Consider the following 19,854-nt stretch of genomic DNA (forward strand, 5'->3'; position numbering starts at 1 on the left):
TCGAGGGACCGTTTTGGCTCCCACTAAACGATCGACCTGCGGTTTATGTTCCCGAAGTGACGAGTGTGATCTCGTGTTGCGGCGTGTCGCACCCTGATTTCGCATCGCCAGGGAGTCGAAGCCCGAACTGTCCCGTTGTTCGGTCCGGTTGTTAAGGTCTGGCTTGCCTAACCTAGTACAGGAGTACCCGTGAAACACTTTGCTCGCCGAACCGCGGCGATTTCCGTCGTTGCCGCCCTGGCGTTGATCGTCCCCGCATGTTCGAGTGACGAGCCGGACACCACCGCGACGTCGACCGAACCGGGGGCATTTCCCCGCACGATCGAACACTTCCGCGGTAGCACCGAGATTCCGTCGCAGCCCAAGCGAGTCGTTGCGCTCGACAACAGCTTCACCGACGCCACACTGCTCCTCGAGTCACCCCTCGTGGGATACGTCGACTACCGCGAGCCGGGATTGCCCGACTACCTCGGATCAACCCGCGACGAGTTCGCAGCCGACGCAATTTCCGTCGGAACAGTCGGCGCCGTAAGCCTCGAGAAGATCGCGGCGCTCCAGCCCGATCTGATCATCTCGGCCGAAGTCCGCGACGGCAAGAACTACGAACAACTCTCCGCAATCGCCCCGACCGTGTTCACCCAGACAACGGGACCGACGTGGAAGGCCAACATCCGACTCGTCGGTGAGGCCCTCGGCAAGGAAGATCTTGCCGAGCAGAAGATCGGCGAATACGAAGCGCGTGCGGCCGCCGTCGGAAGCGCCGTCAACAAGGCCGCGAACAACCCGGTCATCTCCGTCGTCCGCTTTGCCGGCGAACCGACAGCACGCCTGTACCGCACCACCTCGTTCAGCGGCATCGTCCTCGAGGACGCCGGCCTCGCCCGCCCGAGCAACCAGGGCCCCGATCCTGCCGACCCGGGCAATATCATGATGAAGATCAGTCCAGAGCTGATCAACGAGGCCGACGCCGACGTCATCTTCGTCAGCACGTGGCAAGATCCCGAGGGCAAGAGCGCCGAAGCCGCGAAGCCGTTCCTCACGAGTCCGCTGTGGCAAACTCTGCGTGGCCGTACCGTCGACGTCGACGATTCGGAGTGGATGTCTCCGGTCAGTATTCAGGGCGCGCACCTGATTCTGGACGACCTCGCGGACACGTTCGGAGTGGACAAGTCGAGCAGCTAACCTAAAGCGGCGCCCGCCCACACAGGAAGCCGTCGACTTGACCGTTCTCTCCCGCACCACTCTCCGCCGCGTCTCGATACTCGGCATCGCAGCCACACTCCTTGTATTGAGTGGTTGTTCGTCGGACACCTCCGACGACATCGCCAGCAGCATCGTGCGGACCACGACGTCAATCGCCGGAGCCGGTGTCATGGGGCTCGCGCGCGATACGGCGAGCGCGTGCCCCACCCCGACGGCGGCCGACGCCGGAGCCGGACCCACGGTGACGCGACAGGTCGCGCACACGGCAGGCACGGCCGAGGTTCCTTCGGATCCTGCGCGCATCGTTGTGCTCGACAGTGCGTCGATGGACGCGGTGTGTGCATTGGGATTGTGGGAACGTGTGGTGGGCGCCGCGACGGGCGTCGATTCACCTCAGCCGTCGTACCTCGGTTTCGGCATTTCGGAGATTCCGAGCGTCGGCCCGGTAAGCGCGCCCGATATCACTGCAATCAAGGCAGCAGCACCGGATCTGATTCTCGGATCGAGCCCGGCGTCGGCGGACCTGTACGGGCAACTGACCGGGATCGCCCCGACAGTGTTTGCCGGTTCCGACCCGGTCTACTGGAAGTCGCAGTTCGCTCTGGCCGGCCAGGCTCTCGGCCGATCCGCCGCAGCAGCAGCCGCTCTGGACGGTTACCAACGGGACGCTCGGGAACTGGGCGAGTCTCTCAATTCGGCGCAGACGCAGGCATCTGTGGTGCGGTTCGATTCGGACTCGCTGAACATCGAGGGCCCCGCCTCGTTCTCGGGTCAGATTCTGAGCGATGTCGGGGTGCGCCGGCCTCCGGCACAACGACTCACCGACACCGTGACCGCCGAGGTTCCCGCCGACGATCTCAGCGCCGCCGAAGGGGATCTGATCTACGTGCTGTTCGACGGTCCGAACGGACTGAAGTACGGAACCGAGGTGATGAAGAGCGACCAGTGGCACGATCTGGGAGCGCCCTCCGGGAACCGTGTCTTCGTCGCCGAGGACGAGATCTGGAACGGCAACGGTATGACTGCCGCGCGCGCGGTTCTCGACGACCTTCAGCACACCCTCAACGGATACGCGAGCTGACGCGATGCCGATCCCTGAGTTCATTGTCGAGTTGCGCGAAAAAATCGGTCACGCGCCACTGTGGCTGTCCGGAGTCAGTGTCGTCATCCGCGACGACGAGGGCCGCGTGCTCCTCACCCGCCGCGCCGACAACGGATTGTGGGCAGTGGTGTCCGGCGTTCTCGAGCCCGGCGAGGAACCCGCGTCGGCTGCCGTTCGCGAAGCCAAGGAAGAGACGGGCGTCGACGCGGAGTTGGTTCGCATCACGAGTGTTGATGTCACAGAACCCATTACGTACCCCAACGGGGATATCACGCAGTATCTCGACGTTTGTTTCCTGGCCCGCTGGACGGGCGGCGACGCGCATGTCGCGGACGACGAGAATCTCGAGGTTGCGTGGTTCGAGCCCGACAACCTGCCGTCGGATCTGACCGACACGTCGCGCCTGCGTCTGGAAAAAGCGTTGCAGGACAAGGCAGAAGCCTGGTTCTCGGCGAGCTAACCCTCCCCTACCGACAACAAAAGCCCGATTCCCGCGTGTGCAGGAATCGGGCTCAGTTGTCAGGGGCTAGAAATCCTGAGCGCGTCGCTCTAGAAGTCCCAGTCGTCGTCTTCGGTGTTGATGGCTTTGCCGATGACGTAGGAGCTGCCCGAGCCGGAGAAGAAGTCGTGATTCTCGTCGGCGTTGGGTGAAAGTGCCGACAGGATAGCCGGATTGACGTCCGTCTCGTCCTTCGGGAACAGGCCTTCGTAACCGAGATTGTTGAGCGCCTTGTTCGCGTTGTAACGCAGGAACTTCTTGACGTCCTCGGTCAGTCCGACCTCGTCGTAGAGATCCTGGGTGTACTCGACCTCGTTCTCGTACAGCTCGAAGAGAAGCTCGAACGTGTAGTTCTTGAGCTCTTCGCGCTCTGCCTCGGACAGCTGCTCGAGGCCCTTCTGGTACTTGTAGCCGATGTAGTACCCGTGCACGGCCTCGTCGCGGATGATGAGGCGGATGAGGTCGGCCGTGTTGGTGAGCTTGGCCCGCGAGGACCAGTACATCGGCAGGTAGAAGCCCGAGTAGAAGAGGAAGCTCTCGAGCAGGGTCGACGCGACCTTGCGCTTGAGCGGCGACTCACCGTTGTAGTAGTCGAGAACGATCTGAGCCTTGCGCTGCAGGTTCGGGTTTTCCTCCGACCAGCGGAAGGCGTCGTCGATGTCGGGCGTGGAGCACAGCGTCGAGAAGATGGAGCTGTAGCTCTTGGCGTGCACCGATTCCATGAAGGCGATGTTGGTGTACACCGCTTCTTCGTGTGGAGTGATGGCGTCGGGGATGAGGCTGACGGCGCCGACGGTTCCCTGAATGGTGTCGAGCAGCGTCAGACCCGTGAATACGCGCATCGTGAGCTGCTGCTCAGGCGCGGTCAGAGTCCCCCAGGACGGGATGTCGTTGGAGACCGGCACCTTTTCGGGCAGCCAGAAGTTACTGACGAGGCGGTCCCACACCTCGGCGTCCTTCTCGTCCTGGACGCGATTCCAGTTGATTGCGGAAACGCGACTGACCAGCTTGACCATGATTCCTACCTAGCGCGAGAGATACTGCCGAATGTTGGCTTGCCTGAACACTACCCGTTGTGTCCGACTCCAGACGCCAACACAACAAGATGTGTCGTACGCGCCCACCCGCCAACGCGAAAAATGTGATATCAATTAAATATCACTTACCGATGAGGAAGCGAGTCTCACATGACCAGCACGCCCACCGTGGCCGAGAAACCAACCGGAGTTGCCACCACCACAATCGCCGAACGCCCAGGTTGGGACCTGTCGGGCAGTTGGATGCTCCTCGGCGGATTGATTCTGTTCCTCGGCGGAATCGCCCTGGCTGTTGTCGGAGGGCTCCTCGGACTCATAGCGCTGATCCCGATCGGAGTGGTGCTGTTCCTCGCGTCACTCCCCGCACTGATCGGCCTGACACTGGTGCAGCCGAACCAGGCGCGTGTTCTGCAATTCCTGGGAAGTTCGTACAGCGGCACATTGCGCACCCCCGGACTGCGCTGGACAAACCCGCTGACCGTGCGTCGTTCCATCTCCACCCGCATCAGAAACCACGAGACCGGCCAGTCCAAGGTCAACGACGCCGACGGCAACCCCATCGAGATCTCGGCCGTTGTCGTCTGGCAGGTGGCCGACACCGCGCTCGCGTCATTTCAGGTGGACGACTACGAGGAGTTCGTCTCGGTTCAGACCGAGGCAGCTGTACGCCACATCGCCGGCAGTTACCCGTACGACGCCGAAGGCCGAGTCTCGTTGCGGGAGAACGCCGACATCATTACAACGACGCTGTCGGAGGAAGTTCACGCCCGCGTGCGGGCGGCAGGGGTCGAAGTGATCGAGACCCGCATCAACCGGCTTTCCTACGCACCGGAAATCGCCAGCGCGATGCTGCGCCGCCAACAGGCGGGCGCTGTCATCGCAGCCCGGACTCAGATCGTCGAAGGCGCAGTGTCGATGGTGGACATGGCACTCAAGCAGCTGGAGGAAAAGCACGTCGTCGAACTCGACGAGGAACGCAAGGCCACGATGATCAGTAACCTTCTGGTCGTGCTGTGCGGTGACCGCGACGCACAACCGGTGCTCAACACCGGTTCGCTCTACCAGTAAAGGGAAGGCCACATGGCCACGGATCCAGCTCCGAGATCAGAGCGGAAGAAGATCCTTCTTCGGTTGGACCCGGCGGTGCACGACGCTCTTGCCCGCTGGGCCGCCGACGACCTCCGAAGTACCAATGCCCAGATCGAATTCCTACTCCGACGGGCGCTCACCGAGCACGGCCGAATGCCGAAGAACGCCGGCAAGATGCATGGTCCCGGCCGGCCGCCGTCCTAACAGAGAAAATGCCCCCGTGCGCCTTTCCGGTAGTGGTTACTACCAAAAAGGCGCACGGGGGCGGAGCCCTTTACAGCATGCAGGAAACGCAGCCCTCGACCTCGGTGCCTTCGAGTGCGAGCTGACGCAGACGGATGTAGTAGAGCGTCTTGATGCCCTTACGCCATGCGTAGATCTGCGCCTTGTTGATGTCGCGGGTGGTGGCGGTGTCCTTGAAGAACAAGGTCAGGGACAGGCCCTGGTCGACGTGCTGCGTTGCGGCAGCGTAGGTGTCGACGATCTTCTCGTACCCGATCTCGTAGGCATCCTGGTAGTACTCCAGGTTGTCGTTGGTCAGGTAGGGCGCCGGGTAGTAGACGCGACCGATCTTGCCTTCCTTGCGGATCTCGATCTTCGATGCCACCGGGTGGATGGAACTGGTGGAGTAGTTGATGTACGAGATCGAACCGGTGGGCGGCACGGCCTGCAGGTTCTGGTTGTAGATGCCGTGCTTCTGCACCGACGCCTTCAGCTCACGCCAGTCGTCCTGCGTCGGAATGTGAAGGTCGGCGGCGGCGAACAGTCCACGAACCTTCTCCGTGGCCGGCTCCCACACCTGGTCGGTGTACTTGTCGAAGAATTCACCCGACGCGTACTTCGACTGCGGGAAGCCCTTGAAGTAGGAACCGCGTTCGATGGAGATCCGGTTCGATGCCCGCAGAGCGTGGAACAACACGGTGTAGAAGTAGATGTTCGTGAAGTCGATGCCTTCTTCGCTGCCGTAGAAGATTCGCTCACGAGCAAGGTAGCCGTGCAGGTTCATCTGGCCGAGGCCGATGGCGTGAGAGTCGTTGTTGCCCTGCTCGATCGACGGCACGGAGTAGATGTGCGTCTGATCCGACACCGCGGTCAAGCCGCGGATCGCGACCTCGATGGTCTTGGCGAAGTCGGGCGAGTCCATGGTCTTCGCGATGTTCAGCGAACCGAGGTTGCAGGAGATGTCCTTGCCGACGTGGCTGTAGGTCAGGTCCTCGTTGAACTCGGACGGCGTGGAGACCTGCAGGATCTCCGAGCACAGGTTCGAGTGCGTGATCTTGCCTTCGATGGGGTTGGCCTTGTTCACCGTGTCCTCGAACATGATGTACGGGTAGCCCGATTCGAACTGCAACTCTGCGACGGTCTGGAAGAATTCGCGAGCCTTGATCTTGGACTTGCGAATTCGCTTGTCGTCGACCATCTCGTAGTACTTCTCGGAGACGTTGATGTCGGAGAACGGAACGCCGTAGATGCGCTCGACGTCGTACGGCGAGAACAGGTACATGTCCTCGTTCTTCTTCGCCAGCTCGAACGTGATGTCCGGGATCACGATGCCGAGCGACAGCGTCTTGATGCGGATCTTCTCGTCGGCGTTTTCACGCTTGGTGTCGAGGAAGCGGTAGATGTCGGGGTGGTGTGCGTGCAGGTAGACGGCACCGGCACCCTGACGCGCTCCGAGCTGGTTTGCGTACGAGAACGAGTCCTCGAGGAGCTTCATGATCGGGATGACACCCGAGCTCTGGTTCTCGATCTTCTTGATCGGCGCACCGTGCTCACGAATGTTGGTGAGCAGCAACGCAACTCCGCCGCCACGCTTGGAGAGCTGCAGAGCCGAGTTGATGGAGCGCCCGATGGACTCCATGTTGTCTTCGATGCGCAGGAGGAAGCAGGAAACGGGCTCGCCGCGCTGCTTCTTGCCGGAGTTGAGGAACGTGGGGGTTGCGGGCTGGAAGCGACCGGCAATGATCTCGTCGACAAGTTCGACGGCCAGATCTTCGTTGCCGGCAGCCAACGTCAGGGCCACCATGCACACGCGGTCTTCGAAACGCTCGAGGTAGCGCTTTCCGTCGAACGTCTTGAGCGTGTAGGACGTGTAGTACTTGAACGCGCCCAGGAACGTCGGGAAGCGGAACTTCTTGGAGTACGCGTGATCGATCAGGAACTTCACGAACGTACGTGAGTACTGATCGAGAACCTCAGGCTCGTAGTAGTTTTCCTCGACGAGGTAGTCGAGCTTCTCGTCGAGATTGTGGAAGAACACCGTGTTCTGGTTGACGTGCTGCAGGAAGTACTGACGGGCCGCCGCGACATCCATCTCGAACTGGATCTCGCCGTTTGCGCCGTACAGGTTGAGCATGGCATTGAGTGCGTGGTAGTCGAGACCGTTGGTGGAATCACCGCCGCGTGCGTCACGTTCTACGCTTCCAGCCGCGATCGTGTCAGTGATGGTTGGCGCCACTGCCCGTTCTCCTTCTCTGCTTCGAGATGATTCCAGAACTCCCCCAAGCCTTCTCGTACCCGTTCGACGTCCTCGGCAGTGCCCATGAGTTCGAAGCGGTACAGAAAAGGAACGTGGCATTTCTGGGAAATGATGTTTCCTGCGTAACAAAAGGATTCACCGAAATTGGTGTTTCCTGCCGCGATCACTGCTCTGATCAACGACCTGTTGTGTGGATTGTTCAAAAAACGAATGACCGGCTTGGGCACATAGCTGGTGTCGCGGCCTGTCACTGTTGCCCCGCCGCCGTAAGTCGGCAGGATCAGTACATAGGGCTCGTCGACGAGAAATGAGCCGTCACGGTCATGGATGGGTATGCGTGTCGCAGGCAGTCCGAGACGTTGAACGAATCGGTGGGTGTTCTCCGACACGCTGGAGAAATAAACCAGCGAAGTCATCGGTTGTCACCATTTCCTCATGCGGTGCCCGGAACTTTCGACTATTCAACACTTTCAACTACAGGGCCGACAGCGTCGTCGGCCACCGACGCGGTCGCGCTTCAAGCAGCGACGGCCAGCGTCTTGATGCGATCGGGACGGAAACCCGACCAGTGATCTTCACCGGCAACCACGACGGGTGCCTGGAGGTATCCGAGCGCCATGACGTAGTCACGTGCCTCGGCATCCTCGGTGATGTCGATGATGTCGTATTCGAGACCGGCCTTGTCGAGGGCGCGGTAGGTGGCATTGCACTGAACGCAAGCGGGCTTGGTGTAGACGGTGATGCTCATGAGAGTCCCTCTTTCGCTTAGCCAACAAAGGCCGATGTAGTGATGTTCAGCACCGATTCGACCGATTGCCGGAGCTTCGCTCGAGGCGTTCCGCGTTGTGGTCTCTCAGTGCTCAAGACACTACACCTAGTGGCCGACAGAATCACATAACCGAAGATGTTGTGAGTCACATAGATGAAATTCCCAGGTCGACCCAGCTCAGCACCCATAACTCCGCGCCAATTCCACGCTGTGTCGGCGTGTCGGCGCTCACATGTGCGCCGCCTACTCGACCGGGTCTCGGAACACCCCGCAGCTCTACCATGAGCGACGTGGAATCAGCCCCGATCGACCTCCCCAGCGACGAAGCCCCACGCCACCTGGCATCTGTTCTCGAGGCAACGCAGATAACGCCAGGGATGCGCAGAATCACCTTCGGCGGCGCCGGCCTGGCCGACTTCGTATCAAGTGCCCTACCCGACGAACGGGTGCTTGTCCGGTTCCCACTCGAGCCCCCACACGCGCGTAGTTACACAGTGCGCCGCTGGAGCGCGGACACCGGCGAGCTCGATATCGACTTCGTTCTGCACGGACACGGCGGGGCGGCGCGCTGGGCCGAGACGGCTATCCCCGGCGACACTGTGCACCTGTCGAGCGCCAACGGATGGTTCCGCCCGCCCGAGAACATCGAGTGGCTGACGTTGCTCGCCGACCACGCCGCACTCCCCGCAGTCGGCCGAATTCTCGAGAGCCTGCCGGCCGGGATTTCCGTACAGCTGATCGCGCAGATTCCCGATCCGAGCGAGCAGCAGAGCTTCACGACCGCAGCCGACGCCGACATCCGATGGATCGGTGACGCCGACTCCCTTCTCACCGAGTTGGCCGCCGATCCCCTACCTCCCGGCACCGGATACGTCTGGTGCGCACTCGAGGCCGCAGCAGCGCGCAAGGTTCGCGCCTACCTGCGTCACACGCTGAAGATCCCCGCGACCGCCATGCACACCATGGGTTACTGGCGCGCCGACAAGGAGAACTGGGAACGTCGCTATGCTCTCGTCGCGGAGCGCATCGACGAGGCAATGGGCGCAGCAATGATGGCGGGCAAGGACTTCGAGTCCGTTCGTGATGCCGTCGACGCCGCCATGGAACGCGAAGGCCTGTAGCGCGGCCGACCCCGGCTGACATGAAACGAGGGTCACGCCTGTCCGGCGTGACCCTCGTTCGAGAACTGGTACAGATTATGCGTTGACGAGCGTCTTCGTGGCGTCGACCAGGTCTGCGACAACCTTGGACACCTGTGCGACAACCTCAGCGTTCTCGCGTGCGTGCGAGGTGCCGAACTTGTCGAACGTGCTGGCGACAGCAAGAGCGGAATCGCTGAGCACGTTGCCGCCGGCGATGCCGACAGCCTTGACCGTGTCGTCGTTGGCCCACTTCGCACCGTTGCCGCTGGGCGATGCGCTGATGACTGCAACCGGCTTGCCGGAGACAGCACCCGCGCCGTAGGGACGCGAGATCCAGTCGATGGCGTTCTTGAGGACAGCGGGGATGGTGCCGTTGTACTCGGGGGTGACGAGCAGGAAGGCGTCGGCATTGCCGGCTGCGGCACGCAGGGCGTCGACTGCGGGGATCGATGCACCTTCGACGTCGAGGTCTTCGTTGTAGAAGGGAACGTCGGCGAGGCCTTCGAAGATCGTCAGGGCAGCACCCTCCGGCGCAGCGGACACTGCAGTCTCGGCGAGCTGACGGTTGACGGATCCGGCGCGCAGGCTTCCGACGAGAACGAGAACATTGCTCTGTGACATTGGGTGATTCCTTCGAGATTGGTGCGGTGGGCGGCTCTGGTTGAAAGTTATACCCCCTAAACGGACCACGGTCCACTTATATTCCGCAGCCATGTAACCTCGACCGGGTGAGCGCAATCCCCCTACCCCAGATCGGCGCGCAACCGGCCGAGCGCGGCGACGCCGCACGTAACCGGGCACTTCTGCTCGACGCCGCAGCGCTGCTCGTGGCCGAACGCGGAGTCGACGCCGTCACCATGGACGCCGTCGCGTGCCGCGCAGGTGTGGGCAAGGGCACAGTCTTTCGCCGCTTCGGCAGTCGTGCTGGATTGATGCAAGCACTCCTGGACCACACCGAGCGAGAGTTGCAGCACGCCTTCATGTTCGGTCCGCCGCCACTGGGGCCTGGCGCGCCGCCGATAGACCGACTGGTCGCCTTCGGTCGCGCCCGCATCGCCATGGTCGAGGTCCAGGGCGACGTTCTCCGCGCTGCCGAGAACGCGCCGGAGTTTCGCTTCGGTGGCCCGGCCCGCTCGCTGAGCATCGCGCACGTGATCAGTCTGCTCCGCACGGCCGGCGTCGAGGGCGATCTGGAACTTCTCGCTTCGGCACTATTGGCGCCACTCGAAGCGTCGTTGGTCCTGTACCAGGTTCGCGACCTCGGGATGACGACGGAAAGACTCGCTGACGGTTGGGAAAATCTTGCCCGGCGCGTTACTCGATGTTGAAGACCTCGAACACATTCCAGCGCCTAGTCTGAGCCAATGCGCATCGCAGCCGCCGTCCTCGGCCTCCTCGCCATCGCAGCCGTCAGCGGCTGTTCCAGCAACTCGGAAACACCGGACTCGGTCGCCGATCCCGCAGGGCGGGTATTCATCTCCACCCAGGTGGACGGAACCCCGATTCCCGGCGGCGGCCCACTGTCCCTCGACTTCACGACGCCCGGCCTGGTGGCGGCGACTGCCGGCTGCAATACAGCGAGCGGCGCAGTCGAATTCACGGACGGCAAGATCACCACCGACACGATGGCCACCACCATGATGGCGTGTGAGCCCCCCGTCATGGAATCCGACGCTTGGGTGACAACGCTCCTCTCCGCGCAACCGTCCTGGACACTGTCCGGTGACACACTCACCCTCACCACCGACACGATCACCGTCACGCTTGCCGACAAGAAGGTCGTCGACCCGGACCGTCCTGTTCAGGGCACTGCCTGGACCGTGACGTCGCTCATCACTCCCGATGCCATCACGTCGAGCCTGGCACTCGAAACCTCAGCGCCGGAACTCACGATCGCCGCCGACGGATCGGTCACCGGCAGCACCGGATGCAACCGCATGATGGGGTCGGCAACGGTCACCGACACCACCATCACCTTCGCCCCGATGGGTACCACGAGGATGGCGTGCGAGCCAGAAGTTGCCGACATCGAACGGCACGTCCTGACAGTGCTCGACGGTGAGGTCACCGTCGCCGTCGACGCCGCAACCATGACGCTCCGCAAGCCCGACGGCAACGGCTTGATCCTGACAGCCCAGGCTTGATCGAACGAGTCCGACTCAGACGTTCTCGGCCAGCCAGCGCCCCAATTCGCGGGCGCTGGCATCGATTTGGGCCGGCCAGTCCAGAGCGGAATCGTCAGCCTGATCGCTCACATGCTTGACCAACCGGCACCGAGCACCGGCGGCCTGCGCCGCGTAAGCAACCGCAAAACCTTCCATGTCCACCAGATCGGCCCGCTGTGCGAGCGCATCCCGGACGGCCGCGTCGGAGACAAATGCGTCGCCGGTGGCCAGAACCGAATCGTCGCCGTCGACTAAGACCAGTCGATCCACAACCTCGTGGCCGAACGATCTGATCGCCGCACTGCTGATGTCGTGATTGATCACGACACCCGGCACGAACAGCCCGCCGTGATGCACGTGCAGCGCGCCTGCAGTGCCGATATTGACGACCAACGGCAACTCTCCGGGAAGAAACCGTGCCAGCGCCGACGCGACTGCCGTTGCCGCACTGACTTTTCCGATACCGGTGATCACCAACTCGAACTCCTGCGGAACGTACGCCGCCTCCGCCTTGGTTGCGCTGACCACCAGAACTTTCTTCGCACTCATGCGCGAGACGATACCGGTCGCTAAAGTTCCCTCATGGCCACATTGCGCGAGAGCATCATCGACGAACTGGGCGCGAAGCCGTCCATCGAGCCGGCGGCCGAAGTCCGCACCAGGGTTCAGTTCCTGAAGGACTATCTGCTGTCCACTCCTGCCAAGGGATACGTGCTGGGCATCAGCGGTGGGCAGGACAGCACACTGACCGGTGCGCTCGCTCAGCGCGCGGTGACAGAACTGCGTGAGGAGGGCCACGACGCCGAGTTCGTTGCCGTTCGATTGCCGTACGGCGAGCAGGCCGACGAGTCCGACGCGCAGATCGCGCTCGGTTTCATCAAGCCCGACCGCAGCCTGACCGTCAACGTCAAGCCCGGAGCCGACGCCACAGCCCGTGAAGCTTCCGAGGCCCTGGGCGACGGTGAACTGCGAGACTTCGTGCGCGGCAACATCAAAGCTCGGGAGCGCATGATGATCCAGTACGCCGTCGCCGGCCAATTGGGGTACATCGTGATCGGCACCGATCACGCTGCCGAGGCCATCACGGGATTCTTCACCAAGTTCGGCGACGGCGGAGTCGACATCACCCCGCTGACCGGCCTGAGCAAGAGGCAGGGCGCCGCACTGTTGCAGGAACTGGGCGCGCCCGAGAGCACGTGGCGCAAAGTGCCCACCGCAGACCTCGAAGACGACCGCCCCGCCCTCCCCGACGAGGTGGCGCTTGGCCTTACCTACGCGCAGATCGACGACTACCTCGAAGGCAAGGACGTCTCCACGGAGGTATCCGACAAACTCGAGAAGATGTACCTGAACACCCGTCACAAGCGGACCGTTCCGGTTACCCCGCTCGACACCTGGTGGCGCTAGCCGGCCAGGCCCCACCTACATGCACGCGGCGCCCACCCCCCGAAAGGAAGGTGGGCGCCGCGTGTGTGATTCGGGAAAATATCAGCTGGCCGACAGGCTGCCGAAGATGTCGCTCAGGCTGCCGAACGCGCCGGCAGGCTCGTCCTTCTTCGCGAAGTTCGTGGTGCAACCGTTGAACTTCACGGCGTCGACGTACGTGGTGGTGCCGATGTCCCCGCGTCCGACGCTTACGCCGTAGTGCTCAATCGTGGCGTCGGGGTTGCCTGCGATGATGTCGTCAAGATCGGACGGAACGTTCTTGGGCGCACCTTCGATGTCGCGGGTGCTGATCCACTTGCCGTCCTGGATATTGGTGTGCGTTCCGCCGGTGGCGGTGCCAACGGAGTCGTTTCCGTTTGCTACCCAGTACAGCGTCGCGAAACCGTTCTCGCCTTCCTTTGCGTTCGTTGTACCGGTCAGACGCAACTGGAACGAAGTCTGCGACGTGGCTGCCTTTTCCGCGAAACCGATCTCGTTCTTGGCCGCATCGGCGAGCGGGATCGAGCCTGCAGAGTGATACCACGCCGAACGGTTGTCAGGGGTGGCCTTGACGATCTCCAGCTTCAGCGAGCCGTCGTCATCGATGACGCTGGTATCCGAGTAGAAGGCAAGCTGGTTCTTCTCGTCGTCGAACGGAATGCCCCAGCCATTGGGGGTTGTCTCGGTCGACAGTGCCGAGCAGGTGAAGCCTGCGGCGGGGGCATCGGAAGAACCGAGTGAGCCGGTGGTCGCTCCGGCAAGTGCCGGAGCCGTCAGCGCTGCTGCGCCTACCAGAGCAAAAGCGAAACCGAGACGACGTGTGGAATTGCGGGACATGTAAGTACCTTTCACCATTCACGGGGGGAATTACGACAAAAGGTAACACATGAATTTGGTGAAAATTTCGTCCCGGAAATTCCTTTGTCATTCATGTGAATGACGCATCTACCAGGGTACCGAAAACGTTACATCCCCCAAAAGTATGAGTTCAGTCAGACAATTCCGACTAATCAGAACGACAATCAAATGTCAGTCGAACACCGAGGTAAAATGCGCTGACCAGCACAACGAAGCTGCATCGTAAATCGGATCAACACGTCATACCGGGCCCCTTAGGACATCCGATCTCATCATTTAGGTCGGTACCTGTCAGCGACAGTAAACCGTAAAAGAATTTTGAGGTTTATTTTGATCGACAGCTCTAGCCGCCCGCGAAAGGCGGCAAAATGTCTACCGCAGGCCCCGCGACGCGACCGGTATCACGCGTCAATTCCTCGCCGACGAGATACGCAGAAACGGACAAAACGCGCTTCATGTCGGGGCCGTATTTGTCAGACAGAACAGCAACAAGATCAGCGAGCGTGCTTGAATGCGGCAGCGCGAGTGTCTCGCTACGACACCCCGAAGCGTCTGCGGCTGCAGCGAAGTATCGAACCGACATCGATTCCGAATCAGCCACCGATTGCACCCATACTTCTCTCCGGCGGCACAAAGCCTTCTGCCGCAATCCCATGACCTGCCCACTTGTTCCACATTGCGCCCCGCCACAGATCAGCGATCTCATCGTCACCGCCGCCTGAACGCAGTGCTGCTCGCAGGTCCACTTCACGATCGCTGAACAGACATGACCGAATAGTTCCCTCGGCTGTCATACGTGTCCGATCGCAGTCGGCGCAAAAAGATCGAGTCACCGAAGCGATAATTCCCACCGTCGCCGGACCGCCGTCGATTTTCCATTCCTCGGCCGGCGCACTGGGGTCGTCACGCCCGATCGCGGTCAAATTGAATCGAGTGCCCAATACGGTGAGAAGTTCCTCGGCGGTCACCATGTTCTCTCGCGCCCACGTGTGATCGGCGTCGAGGGGCATCTGCTCGATGAATCGCAATTCCACGCCGGCGTCCACGCACCAGTGGAGAAGCTCCGCCGCCCCGCTCAACGTCTCACGCATAAGAACAGCGTTCACTTTCAGTGGAGCCAGACCTGCTCGCGCCGCAGCGTGAATTCCCGCTAACACCGACGGCAGTCTGTCGCGGCGCGTCAGTTCTGCAAAGTGCGCGCGATCCACTGAATCCAAAGAGACATTGACGCGGGTCAATCCGGCTGCCGCTAATTGCTGCGCGCGGTGTTCCAATCCGACGGCATTAGTAGTCATTGCCAAAGGAATTCCGGGAACACGCTCAGCACAGCCGGAGATAATCTTCTCGAGATCTTTGCGCATCAACGGTTCGCCGCCGGTAAAACGAACTTCTCGAATGCCGAGACGATCGACTCCGATACCTACAACGCGAACAATCTCTTCGGTGGACAACAGATCTTCAGCGGGAATGACCGGCAGGCCTTCCTCGGGCATGCAATATGTACAACGCAGTGAACACTTTTCGGTGATCGAGATTCGCAAGTCACGGGCAACGCGCCCGAACTTGTCGATCAATACGTCGGTGTCAGGCCGGCCCGTCATCGACGCGGGATTGCCACGGACAGAACTGCTCCGGACAGTGGGGATCCCCACCACCACCGGAGTCATCGCTGCACCAGGTTCCACATCACTCCAGTATGGCGCAGCGGGCAACGGGAAGTGTCACTCGTATCACTCGACCTGGAACCAGACCATCTAGAATCGGACCATGTCGAGGCTATCGCTGTGAGCGCACGTTCCGTCGAAGACCATCAAGAGCACGTATCCGGATTGCTGGCCGCGTTGCACACTTTGGCACCCACCGCCCTGCCCCTCACCGAGGCGCTGGGGTCGATAGTCTCGGCGGACGTCACCTCCCCTGTCGATCTGCCTCTGTTCCGCAATTCGCAAATGGACGGCTACGCCGTCGACGCCGAGTCTGTACGCAACACGCCCGTCACACTCGCTGTCCGAGGAGTTCTCGCAGCGGGTAGTGGCACTCCCCCGAAGCATCTCGCGGGCTCGGCATTTCGGATCATGACCGGCGCGCCCATGCCCGAAGGCGCAGACACCGTCATCCCAGTCGAAGACACCACCGGCGTCTCGAAGCACGCCGTCACGATCAACCGTGGACGCGCCGCCGGAGAGTTCGTCCGTGAACGCGGAAGCGACATCACGGCTGGCATGCTCCTGGTTCGAGAAGGCACTCGCCTGGAACCGCGGCACATCGCGGCACTCGCGGCCGTCGGCGCAGCAACTGTCATCACATACACACCGCCACGGGTCGCCGTCATCACTACTGGCGCCGAATTAAAAAGCGCAGGAACACAACTCAACCCCGGCGAGATCTACGACTCCAACGGGCCCGCCCTGGCGAGCTTGGCCCGCGCCAACGGGGCCGACGTCGTATCCATCGCCCGCAGCACCGACGATCCGGATGTGTTCCGCGAATTACTCTCGTACGCAACATCTGTCGCAGACCTTGTCTTCACCTCCGGCGGTGTGTCCATGGGCGACTTCGAGGTCGTGAAGGAAACGCTGCAACCCCTCGGTGCTGCGTTCGGTCACGTCGCGATGCAGCCGGGCGGTCCGCAGGGCTCAGCTGTGGTCAACGAGGTTCCGATACTGAGCTTCCCCGGAAACCCGGTGAGCACAATGGTGTCGTTCGAAGTGTTTGCACGCGAGAACATCAGACGCGCCGCCGGACTGCCACCCATCGCATCCGAACGTCGCCCCTTGACTGCCGCGCTGCGATCAATCCCCGGCAAGCGCCAGTTCCTCCGCGGACGACGCTCCGGCGAGGGCGTCGAACCGGTGTCCGGCACCGGCTCCCATCTTGTTGCCATGATGGCCTGGGCGGACGTGCTTCTCGACATTCCAGCCGACGTCACCGAACTTGATGCCGGAACACCGGTAAGCGTCATTCCGCTCTCTGCCTGGAACTGAAACGCTGGAACTGAAACGCTGCAACTGAAAAGGACGGTAAGGACTTTCAATGACCGAACTGACACACGTCGACGGCGAGGGCCGCGCCCGCATGGTCGACGTGAGCGCAAAAGCCGAGACGACGCGCATTGCGGTGGCCGCAGGTGAACTGGTCACCACTGCGGAGGTCATTCGCCTCGTCCGGGCCGACGGAATGCCCAAAGCCGATGTCCTCTCGACAGCAAGGATCGCCGGCATCGCGGGCGCAAAGAAGACGTCCGAGCTCATTCCGCTGTGTCATCAACTCGCGTTGTCGTCCGTCAAAGTGGAGTTCGGGTTCACCGAGACCTCGATCACCGTCGAAGCTACGGCCAAGACTCGCGGGCAGACGGGCGTCGAGATGGAGGCCCTGACGGCGGTTGCCGTGGCCGGGCTCACGTTGCACGACATGGTCAAGGCCATCGACCCCGCCGCCACCATGAACGGCGTCCGCCTGCTCACCAAAGACGGTGGCAAACACGGACATTGGACGCGCGAGAGCGGCCGGTTACCTGAATCTGGCACTGCCCCAGATACATTCGACACCACGCGCACCGCGGCCGTCCTTGTCGCGTCTACCGGTGGCGCCGCTGGGACCCGCCCCGACACAACCGGCCCGGTCATCGAACAATGGCTCCGGGATCGCGATTTCGAAGTGCGCGGCCCACTGGTCTACGCCGACGCCGACATCGCCGCGGGCATCGACGACGCCAGAACCGGTTCCCCAGCCCTGATCATCAGCACCGGCGGAACCGGCGCTTCTCCCACTGATGCCACGCCCGAAGCGACGCTTGCCGTTCTCACCCGCGAACTACCGGGAATCGCGGAAGCGATCCGCACAAAGGGGCTCGAAAAGACCCCACACGCCTCGCTCAGCCGCGGAGTGGCAGGACTCACAGAGCGCACTGTCATCGTCAATCTGCCCGGATCTCCGGGCGGCGTGAAGGACGGACTTGCCGTCCTCGACCCCATCATCGATCACTTGCTCGCGCAGGTTGCAGGCGGAGGAATGCACGATGACTGAACTGCTCGCACGAATTTCCGAACATCCGATTCAAGCCGCCACCGTCGACGCTGCCGTCGCCGGACCGAAGAACGGCGCTGTTGTCGTCTTCACCGGCACGGTGCGCAATCATGATGGTGGCCAAGCTGTTTCAGCCCTCGAGTACCAGGCACACCCCGACGCCGAACGGTTTCTGCGCACCTGCTGCGAGGAAGTGTCGGCTTCTACCGGCCTACCCGTCGCAGCGATTCACCGCGTCGGACATCTCGAGATCGGCGACCACGCTTTGGTTGCCGCGGTCGCTGCCCCACATCGCGCGGAAGCGTTTGCAGCGTGCGCCGAACTGGTGGAACGAATCAAGGCCGAAGTGCCGATCTGGAAGCGTCAGCGCTTCGCCAGTGGCGTTTCCGAGTGGGTCGGGTTGTAGAGAAGCCGCGCGGTCCAGGTAGACTCAGCATCACTAGGTGTCCGAAAGTGGGCACCCAGCGTCGAAAGAACGCAACTTCAGTTCGCGAAGAGTGCTTAACGCACCCGCACTTCTTACGGCGAAGAAGCCTGCCGACCGGCAGCGCCGCCACCACTGTGCTTGATTGTCAGATACGGCTATTTTGCCGTGTCGGCATCCGGGCACGCAAAGTGCCCCGAAAGGCTCTGAACACACTTGTCCGACACCTCGACTGTCACCACTACCGCTACCTTCGCTTCCCTCGGTGTACGTCCGCCGCTGGTCAAAGCACTCGAAGACGGCGGAATCACCTCCCCCTTCCCGATCCAGATCGACACCCTCCCCGACACTCTGTCGGGACGCGACGTCCTGGGCCGCGGAAAGACCGGCAGCGGTAAGACGCTTGCCTTCTCCATCCCCATGGTCTCGCGCCTCGCGGGTGAATTGGCCGGCGGCAAGCGTCGTCCGGGCCGCCCGCTCGGACTGGTTCTCGCGCCGACCCGCGAGCTAGCCACCCAGATCACCGCAACCCTCGAGCCGCTTGCCGCGGCCTACGACCTGCGCGTCACCACCATCTTCGGTGGCGTCTCGCAGCACCGTCAGGTCCAGGCACTCAAGGCCGGAGTCGACATCGTCGTCGCGTGCCCCGGTCGCCTCGAAGACCTCATGAAGCAGAAGTTCGTAAGCCTCGACGCCGTCGAGATCACGGTCCTCGACGAGGCCGACCACATGGCCGACCTCGGCTTCCTTCCCGTCGTCACCCGCATTCTCTCGTCCACTCCGGCCGACGGCCAGCGACTGCTGTTCTCCGCCACCCTGGACAACGGCGTCGACAAGCTCGTCAAGCGTTTCCTCAAGAACGAGGTCATGCATTCGGTAGACGAGGCCAACTCCCCCGTCGCCGCGATGACGCACCACGTGTTCGACGTCGACGGCGTCGAAGCGAAGAAGGCTCTGGTGGAGAAGCTGGCGTCCGGCACCGGCCGACGCATCCTCTTCATGCGCACCAAGCACCAGGCTCGTAAGTTGGCTCGCCAGCTCACCGAGTCGGGCATTCCGTCCGTCGACCTGCACGGCAACCTGTCGCAGGCTGCCCGCGATCGCAACCTTGCCGCGTTCTCCGCCGGCGAGGCTCGCGTTCTGGTTGCCACCGACGTTGCCGCTCGCGGCGTTCACGTCGACGACGTCGAGTTGGTTGTGCACGTCGATCCCCCGGCCGAGCACAAGGCGTACCTGCACCGCAGTGGCCGTACCGCTCGCGCCGGCAGCGCCGGTGACGTAGTTACCGTCGTCCTGCCCGAGCAGCGCAAGGATCTCGCGATCCTCATGCGCAAGGCAGCTATCAAGGTGACGCCCGTTCGATCGACTGCGAACTCCGAGCACGTCGTGAAGCTTGTCGGCGACATCGCACCGCATGTCACCCCCGCACCCAAGGCTCCGGTGGCACCGCAGGGCGGCGGCCGCGGATCTCGTCCGGCACGTTCCGGTCAGGGCGGTCAGGCTCGTAGCGGCCAGGCACGTTCCGGTCAGGGCGGCCAGGCTCGCAGCGGCCAGGGTGGTCAGTCTCGTGGCGCGCGGTCCGGCGGCGCAGGCCGGGCCCGCACCGGTGGACGTCCCGCAGCCCGCTAACCGCGAG

The 19,854-nt window shown here is 62.3% G+C and carries 22 protein-coding genes; 13 read left to right on the forward strand and 9 right to left on the reverse strand.

What is annotated here, in order from left to right; genetic code table 11:
- Window positions 1–189 precede the first annotated feature (189 nt).
- The 3 genes from KYT97_RS07080 to KYT97_RS07090 are packed head-to-tail and all read left to right on the forward strand — an operon-like array spanning window position 190 to window position 2,765.
- Window positions 190–1,182: an ABC transporter substrate-binding protein gene (locus tag KYT97_RS07080; RefSeq protein WP_033231093.1), complete on the forward strand. Its 993-nt coding sequence runs from the start codon at window positions 190–192 to the stop codon at window positions 1,180–1,182.
- Between the two features lie 37 nt (window positions 1,183–1,219).
- A complete protein-coding gene (locus KYT97_RS07085; RefSeq protein ID WP_219111971.1) occupies window positions 1,220–2,284 on the forward strand; it encodes an iron-siderophore ABC transporter substrate-binding protein in 1,065 nt (354 codons plus the stop codon).
- A 4-nt stretch (window positions 2,285–2,288) separates the two neighbouring features.
- Window positions 2,289–2,765, forward strand: a complete 477-nt coding sequence (locus KYT97_RS07090) for an NUDIX hydrolase (protein ID WP_219111972.1) — start codon at window positions 2,289–2,291, stop codon at window positions 2,763–2,765.
- Between the two features lie 89 nt (window positions 2,766–2,854).
- Here KYT97_RS07090 and nrdF read toward each other — a convergent pair whose 3' ends face one another.
- Window positions 2,855–3,820, reverse strand: coding sequence for a class 1b ribonucleoside-diphosphate reductase subunit beta (nrdF, locus tag KYT97_RS07095; RefSeq protein ID WP_033231096.1), 966 nt, complete (start codon window positions 3,818–3,820; stop codon window positions 2,855–2,857).
- 171 nt (window positions 3,821–3,991) lie between these two features.
- Between nrdF and KYT97_RS07100 the strand changes: the two genes are divergently transcribed.
- Both KYT97_RS07100 and KYT97_RS07105 read left to right on the forward strand, forming a co-directional pair.
- Window positions 3,992–4,909 (forward strand): SPFH domain-containing protein, encoded by a 918-nt coding sequence (locus KYT97_RS07100; RefSeq protein ID WP_033231097.1) that lies wholly within the window; start codon window positions 3,992–3,994, stop codon window positions 4,907–4,909.
- A 12-nt stretch (window positions 4,910–4,921) separates the two neighbouring features.
- Window positions 4,922–5,134: a type II toxin-antitoxin system antitoxin gene (locus KYT97_RS07105; RefSeq protein ID WP_020969285.1), complete on the forward strand. Its 213-nt coding sequence runs from the start codon at window positions 4,922–4,924 to the stop codon at window positions 5,132–5,134.
- A gap of 70 nt (window positions 5,135–5,204) precedes the next feature.
- On the opposite strand, the gene nrdE is transcribed toward KYT97_RS07105, so the two are convergent.
- The 3 genes from nrdE to KYT97_RS07120 all read right to left on the reverse strand — a co-directional run bounded on the left by nrdE (window position 5,205) and on the right by KYT97_RS07120 (window position 8,157).
- Window positions 5,205–7,388: a class 1b ribonucleoside-diphosphate reductase subunit alpha gene (gene nrdE, locus KYT97_RS07110; RefSeq protein WP_033231098.1), complete on the reverse strand. Its 2,184-nt coding sequence runs from the start codon at window positions 7,386–7,388 to the stop codon at window positions 5,205–5,207.
- A complete protein-coding gene (gene nrdI / locus KYT97_RS07115; RefSeq protein WP_033231099.1) occupies window positions 7,346–7,825 on the reverse strand; it encodes a class Ib ribonucleoside-diphosphate reductase assembly flavoprotein NrdI in 480 nt (159 codons plus the stop codon). Before nrdI ends, nrdE begins: the two co-directional genes overlap by 43 nt.
- Before the next feature lie 101 nt (window positions 7,826–7,926).
- A complete protein-coding gene (locus KYT97_RS07120; RefSeq protein WP_033231100.1) occupies window positions 7,927–8,157 on the reverse strand; it encodes a redoxin NrdH in 231 nt (76 codons plus the stop codon).
- Between the two features lie 302 nt (window positions 8,158–8,459).
- Here KYT97_RS07120 and KYT97_RS07125 point away from each other — a divergent pair, with 302 nt between their 5' ends.
- Window positions 8,460–9,299, forward strand: a complete 840-nt coding sequence (locus KYT97_RS07125; protein WP_116101514.1) for a siderophore-interacting protein — start codon at window positions 8,460–8,462, stop codon at window positions 9,297–9,299.
- Window positions 9,300–9,374: 75 nt separating this feature from the next.
- On the opposite strand, the gene KYT97_RS07130 is transcribed toward KYT97_RS07125, so the two are convergent.
- Window positions 9,375–9,941 carry an NAD(P)H-dependent oxidoreductase gene (locus tag KYT97_RS07130; RefSeq protein ID WP_033231102.1) on the reverse strand — a complete coding sequence of 189 codons (567 nt, stop codon included), beginning with the start codon at window positions 9,939–9,941 and terminating at the stop codon, window positions 9,375–9,377.
- Between the two features lie 107 nt (window positions 9,942–10,048).
- Between KYT97_RS07130 and KYT97_RS07135 the strand changes: the two genes are divergently transcribed.
- Window positions 10,049–10,648: a TetR/AcrR family transcriptional regulator gene (locus tag KYT97_RS07135; RefSeq protein ID WP_033231103.1), complete on the forward strand. Its 600-nt coding sequence runs from the start codon at window positions 10,049–10,051 to the stop codon at window positions 10,646–10,648.
- 36 nt (window positions 10,649–10,684) lie between these two features.
- Window positions 10,685–11,464 (forward strand): META domain-containing protein, encoded by a 780-nt coding sequence (locus tag KYT97_RS07140; protein ID WP_219111973.1) that lies wholly within the window; start codon window positions 10,685–10,687, stop codon window positions 11,462–11,464.
- Window positions 11,465–11,479: 15 nt separating this feature from the next.
- Here KYT97_RS07140 and KYT97_RS07145 read toward each other — a convergent pair whose 3' ends face one another.
- Window positions 11,480–12,034 (reverse strand): nucleosidase, encoded by a 555-nt coding sequence (locus KYT97_RS07145; protein WP_219111974.1) that lies wholly within the window; start codon window positions 12,032–12,034, stop codon window positions 11,480–11,482.
- A gap of 33 nt (window positions 12,035–12,067) precedes the next feature.
- Between KYT97_RS07145 and nadE the strand changes: the two genes are divergently transcribed.
- The gene (gene nadE, locus KYT97_RS07150) at window positions 12,068–12,892 is read left to right on the forward strand and encodes an ammonia-dependent NAD(+) synthetase (RefSeq protein ID WP_219111975.1); all 825 of its coding nucleotides are present in this window, start codon (window positions 12,068–12,070) and stop codon (window positions 12,890–12,892) included.
- Window positions 12,893–12,973: 81 nt separating this feature from the next.
- On the opposite strand, the gene KYT97_RS07155 is transcribed toward nadE, so the two are convergent.
- The 3 genes from KYT97_RS07155 to moaA all read right to left on the reverse strand — a co-directional run bounded on the left by KYT97_RS07155 (window position 12,974) and on the right by moaA (window position 15,435).
- Window positions 12,974–13,747, reverse strand: a complete 774-nt coding sequence (locus KYT97_RS07155; protein ID WP_219111976.1) for a hypothetical protein — start codon at window positions 13,745–13,747, stop codon at window positions 12,974–12,976.
- Between the two features lie 364 nt (window positions 13,748–14,111).
- A complete protein-coding gene (locus KYT97_RS07160) occupies window positions 14,112–14,369 on the reverse strand; it encodes a MoaD/ThiS family protein (protein WP_080711593.1) in 258 nt (85 codons plus the stop codon).
- Window positions 14,362–15,435, reverse strand: coding sequence for a GTP 3',8-cyclase MoaA (gene moaA / locus KYT97_RS07165; protein WP_219112867.1), 1,074 nt, complete (start codon window positions 15,433–15,435; stop codon window positions 14,362–14,364). Before moaA ends, KYT97_RS07160 begins: the two co-directional genes overlap by 8 nt.
- A gap of 117 nt (window positions 15,436–15,552) precedes the next feature.
- Between moaA and KYT97_RS07170 the strand changes: the two genes are divergently transcribed.
- From KYT97_RS07170 to KYT97_RS07185, 4 genes are all read left to right on the forward strand, one after another.
- Window positions 15,553–16,752 (forward strand): molybdopterin molybdotransferase MoeA, encoded by a 1,200-nt coding sequence (locus tag KYT97_RS07170; protein ID WP_219111977.1) that lies wholly within the window; start codon window positions 15,553–15,555, stop codon window positions 16,750–16,752.
- A gap of 49 nt (window positions 16,753–16,801) precedes the next feature.
- Window positions 16,802–17,794: a bifunctional molybdenum cofactor biosynthesis protein MoaC/MoaB gene (moaCB, locus tag KYT97_RS07175; protein WP_116101517.1), complete on the forward strand. Its 993-nt coding sequence runs from the start codon at window positions 16,802–16,804 to the stop codon at window positions 17,792–17,794.
- Window positions 17,787–18,200 (forward strand): molybdenum cofactor biosynthesis protein MoaE, encoded by a 414-nt coding sequence (locus KYT97_RS07180; RefSeq protein ID WP_033231110.1) that lies wholly within the window; start codon window positions 17,787–17,789, stop codon window positions 18,198–18,200. Before moaCB ends, KYT97_RS07180 begins: the two co-directional genes overlap by 8 nt.
- 234 nt (window positions 18,201–18,434) lie before the next feature.
- Window positions 18,435–19,847, forward strand: a complete 1,413-nt coding sequence (locus KYT97_RS07185; protein ID WP_033231111.1) for a DEAD/DEAH box helicase — start codon at window positions 18,435–18,437, stop codon at window positions 19,845–19,847.
- The last annotated feature ends 7 nt before the right edge of the window (window positions 19,848–19,854 follow it).

Origin of the sequence: Rhodococcus globerulus (assembly GCF_019334125.1) — a bacterium.
In the GTDB taxonomy this organism is placed as follows: Bacteria; Actinomycetota; Actinomycetes; order Mycobacteriales; family Mycobacteriaceae; genus Rhodococcus_F; species Rhodococcus_F globerula.

Excerpts from the sequence above, each read along its gene's own strand:
- KYT97_RS07090 (WP_219111972.1), top strand. The coding sequence starts at position 2,289 with ATGCCGATCCCTGAGTTCATTGTCGAGTTGCGCGAAAAAATCGGTCAC.
- nrdF (WP_033231096.1), bottom strand. The coding sequence starts at position 3,820 with ATGGTCAAGCTGGTCAGTCGCGTTTCCGCAATCAACTGGAATCGCGTC.
- KYT97_RS07100 (WP_033231097.1), top strand. The coding sequence starts at position 3,992 with ATGACCAGCACGCCCACCGTGGCCGAGAAACCAACCGGAGTTGCCACC.
- KYT97_RS07105 (WP_020969285.1), top strand. The coding sequence starts at position 4,922 with ATGGCCACGGATCCAGCTCCGAGATCAGAGCGGAAGAAGATCCTTCTT.
- nrdI (WP_033231099.1), bottom strand. The coding sequence starts at position 7,825 with ATGACTTCGCTGGTTTATTTCTCCAGCGTGTCGGAGAACACCCACCGA.
- KYT97_RS07120 (WP_033231100.1), bottom strand. The coding sequence starts at position 8,157 with ATGAGCATCACCGTCTACACCAAGCCCGCTTGCGTTCAGTGCAATGCC.
- KYT97_RS07125 (WP_116101514.1), top strand. The coding sequence starts at position 8,460 with ATGAGCGACGTGGAATCAGCCCCGATCGACCTCCCCAGCGACGAAGCC.
- KYT97_RS07130 (WP_033231102.1), bottom strand. The coding sequence starts at position 9,941 with ATGTCACAGAGCAATGTTCTCGTTCTCGTCGGAAGCCTGCGCGCCGGA.
- KYT97_RS07140 (WP_219111973.1), top strand. The coding sequence starts at position 10,685 with ATGCGCATCGCAGCCGCCGTCCTCGGCCTCCTCGCCATCGCAGCCGTC.
- KYT97_RS07145 (WP_219111974.1), bottom strand. The coding sequence starts at position 12,034 with ATGAGTGCGAAGAAAGTTCTGGTGGTCAGCGCAACCAAGGCGGAGGCG.
- nadE (WP_219111975.1), top strand. The coding sequence starts at position 12,068 with ATGGCCACATTGCGCGAGAGCATCATCGACGAACTGGGCGCGAAGCCG.
- KYT97_RS07155 (WP_219111976.1), bottom strand. The coding sequence starts at position 13,747 with ATGTCCCGCAATTCCACACGTCGTCTCGGTTTCGCTTTTGCTCTGGTA.
- moaA (WP_219112867.1), bottom strand. The coding sequence starts at position 15,435 with ATGACTCCGGTGGTGGTGGGGATCCCCACTGTCCGGAGCAGTTCTGTC.
- moaCB (WP_116101517.1), top strand. The coding sequence starts at position 16,802 with ATGACCGAACTGACACACGTCGACGGCGAGGGCCGCGCCCGCATGGTC.
- KYT97_RS07180 (WP_033231110.1), top strand. The coding sequence starts at position 17,787 with ATGACTGAACTGCTCGCACGAATTTCCGAACATCCGATTCAAGCCGCC.